Source organism: Roseomonas rosulenta, from assembly GCF_016106005.1.
Taxonomy (GTDB): Bacteria; Pseudomonadota; Alphaproteobacteria; order Acetobacterales; family Acetobacteraceae; genus Neoroseomonas; species Neoroseomonas rosulenta.
This window is the reverse complement of the sequence record NZ_JACADR010000389.1, coordinates 1-3,129: the sequence shown is the minus strand read 5'-3', so window position 1 is coordinate 3,129 and position 3,129 is coordinate 1. Positions and strand designations below refer to the sequence as shown.

The window sequence follows — 3,129 nt, the reverse complement described above, 5'->3', positions numbered from 1 at the left end:
CTCGGCCAAGCCCCCGGCGGCCGCGCCATGATCCTCGGCATGCTGTTCCTGCTGGGGGCCGTGGCGCTCGTGGTCCTGGCCTGGCGCGGGCTGCGCCGGGCCGGCGGCGACGAATGGGTGCGCGCGACCGGCACGCGCATTGTCATCGAGGTGCCGCCAGGGCAGCAGGCGCCGCGGCTGCGGCTGGAGAGCGACGGCGCGGTGACGTTCGGCCCGGTCGCCGCGGAATGGGCGCCCCGGCCGGCGCTGTCCCAGGCACTGGGCAATGCCGAGGCCACGCCCGGGCGGGCCGGCGGGGCGGCGGCGACTGGCAGCTGGCGCGTGGTCGCCATGCTCGACCTCGCTGCGCCGGAGACCTTCGGCACCGGCGATGCGGCGCTCGAGCGGCGGCTGGCCGAGAGTCTCGGCGGGTCGGCCATGTTGCTGGAACGCGTGGGCGGCGGCGCGGCGCCGATGCTGCTGCACGGCATCGCCAGCCATACCGATGGCAGCATCGGCGGCATCGCGCTGACCGCTGCGCGCTTCGGCGAACTCGCCGCGCGCATCGGCAATCCCGAGGCCCTGGCGGTGGAGGTGCTGCGCCGGCGCGTGCAGCGCACCGGCTGGGGCGGGGAGCGCGCGAAGCGCCGCCGGGCCGGTTGACCCAGGCGCGGCACCCGGGGCCGTCCTACGGGACGTTCAGGACGGCCATCGACGGCGCGGTGTGACTTCCCGCGCCGGCCTGCGCCCCCCAGCCACCCCGTCAGGATGGTGGCGGTGCGGGCGCGGGTCGCGGCCGGCGGTCTCGAAGCGGTCGCTCAGCCCAGGGTGAAGGCCTCGTTGATCGCGCTCTTCACCCCGCCGCCCATCTGTGGCCCGCCGCCGGCGACATAGACCGCGTCGCCGATCACCACCGCGCCCATGCCGTGCCGCGGCGTGAGCATCGGCGCATAGGCCTCCCACGCATTGGTCGCGGGGTTGAAGGCCTCGTTCTGGCCATAGACGCGGTTGGTGCCCTCGCCGCCCATGCAGAAGATGCGGTCGCGGTACCACACGCAGCCCTGGCCCGAGCGCGCGGTCGGGATCGGCGTGCGGAAGGTCCAGTCATCGGTGCGCGGGTCGTAGGAGTGGTGCAGGTTCGAATTGGTGTGGAAGGTGTCGACGCGCCCGCCGATGACGTGCATGACGCCGGCCACCACCACGATCCCGGTGTGGTCGCGCCCGAGCGGCATGGGCTGGCGCCGCGCATAGGTGTCGGTCTGCGGGTCGTAGACCAGGTGCCAGTCGATCGAGCGCCGGTTGTCCGACCCGATCGCCCCGCCGATGATGTGGATCTTCCCCTCGAGCGCGATGCAGGCCATCGCGCCGCAGGCCTCGGGCAGGCGGCGCAGCGTGTGCCAGCGGGTGCCGTCGAAGGCGAACGCGCCGTCATGCGGCGTGCGGTTCTGCTCGAGGAAGCCGCCGAAGGCGTAGATGCGATCGCCCAGCGTGGCCACGCCGACATGGTTGGCGCCGCGCGGCAGCTGCGGCAGTTCCTCCCAGCGGTCGGTGCGCGGATCGTAGGCATGGTGGTAGGGCCGGTCGACGCGCTGTTCCGCATAGCCGCCGATCAGGTGCATGCGGCCGCGGTATTCCACCGCCCAGGCCATCTCGGTGCGCGGGATGGGCAGCGGTGACAGCGCCCGCCAGGCGCCCTGCTGCGCGGCGCGCGGCGCAGGGCTGTCGGTGACCGCATGGGCGTGGTGGAGGTCGGGCAGGTCGATGCGCCCGGGCTGGTTCAGCCTCTCGAACTGGCCGCCGTGATGGGCGTGCGGATTGCCCTGCGCCAGGGCGGATGAGGCGGCCAGCCCGAAGCCCCCGGCCAGCAGCGCGCGTCGGTTCGGCGACATCCCGTTCTCTCCACGATGGTTCCCGGCAGCCTCGCGGCCTTCTCGCGCAGGAATGTCAGGCAACGCCGGCAAGCCGCAAGCCCCTCAGGAAATGGTCGATGTCGCGCCGCCGCACATAGGGTGCGGCGCGGCGGAACCGCTGCAGCGTGAAGCCCGGGTCGATCTCGAGCAGTGCGCGGACCGCCGGGCGCGCCTCGGCATCGCGGCCGAGATGACCCAGGGCTGCGATGCGCGCGCGCAGCGCCGCGGTGAAGCGCGGCTGCATCTGGAGCACGGCGCGCGCCATCTCGGCCGCCGCCTCGAAATTGCCGAGCAGCATCTCGACGGTGGAGAGCCCGGCCTCGGTGAAGAAGGCGTGCGGGTTGCGCGGCAGCAGCTGCAGCGCGCGCAGCAGGTGCCGCCGCCCGGTCTCGAGCTCCCCCGAATACGCATGCGCCATGCCCGAGAAGGTCCAGGCCGCCGGCAGCGACGGGTTGATCGCGAGCGCCTGGCGGCACAGCGACAGCGCCTCGGGCACCTGGTGGTGCAGGAAGCCGCGCGCATGCCCCGCGATGGCAAGCCCCCGCGCATCCTTGGGGTCGAGCAGCACCGCCTGCTCGGCCGCCGCCGCGGCCGCGGCCAGCACCTCGCGCTCCTGCACCGCCCAGCCCTGGCCGACCAGCAGGATGTTCCAGTAGGCCAGCCAGGCATGGCCGGTGGCGAGGCGCGGGTCACGCTTCACCGCCATGCCCAGGATCTTGCCCGCGCGCAGGAAGGCGTCGCGCTCGAGGCGATAGATGTCGGGCAGCACGCGCAGGACCATCTCCTGCGCGCTCGCCTCGCCAAGCGGCACCTGCGCGGCGCGCTCGGCCTCGAGCAGCAGCAGCTCGTGCTCGAGCCGCGCGCAGGCGAGTGCGGCGACCTCCTCGGCGAAGGCGGCCGGGCGGGCAGGGTCGGGCCCGGCGGCGAGCGACCACAGCACCGCCCCGCCGCCGGCCGCGTCGATGAACCGCAGCACCGCCTGGGGCTGGTTTTCGGACAAATGGATGTTCCCGGTCAGCAGGTAGTCCGCCGCGGGCGTCGGCCTCCCCGGAACCTCGACCACCACGGCGACCGAGCGCAGCGCCGCAAGTGCGGCCAGCACCGCGTCGTTCACCGCGGCGTCGAGATGCCCGATGCGCGGCCCGGCGAGGTTGCGCACCGGCACGACCAGCACCGAGGGGCGCCGCGCCGAGGGCGCGCCGCGCTCGGGCGCGCGGGGTTCGGGCGCGCCGGGCGGGGC

General features: G+C 74.4%; 3 protein-coding genes. 1 reads left to right on the top strand and 2 read right to left on the bottom strand.

Features of this window, described 5'->3' with window-relative positions; genetic code table 11:
* On the top strand, nucleotides 1–642 hold a 642-nt coding region (locus HW578_RS24705; RefSeq protein WP_232479257.1), incomplete at its 5' end, for a hypothetical protein.
* 155 nt (nucleotides 643–797) lie between these two features.
* Here the strand turns inward: HW578_RS24705 and HW578_RS24700 are convergent.
* Both HW578_RS24700 and HW578_RS24695 read right to left on the bottom strand, forming a co-directional pair.
* On the bottom strand, nucleotides 798–1,868 hold the full coding sequence (locus HW578_RS24700; RefSeq protein WP_198373357.1) for a Kelch repeat-containing protein: 1,071 nt from the start codon (nucleotides 1,866–1,868) through the stop codon (nucleotides 798–800).
* Nucleotides 1,869–1,923: 55 nt separating this feature from the next.
* Nucleotides 1,924–3,129 (bottom strand): tetratricopeptide repeat protein (locus HW578_RS24695; RefSeq protein ID WP_198373356.1); only part of this gene is annotated, 1,206 nt, incomplete at its 5' end.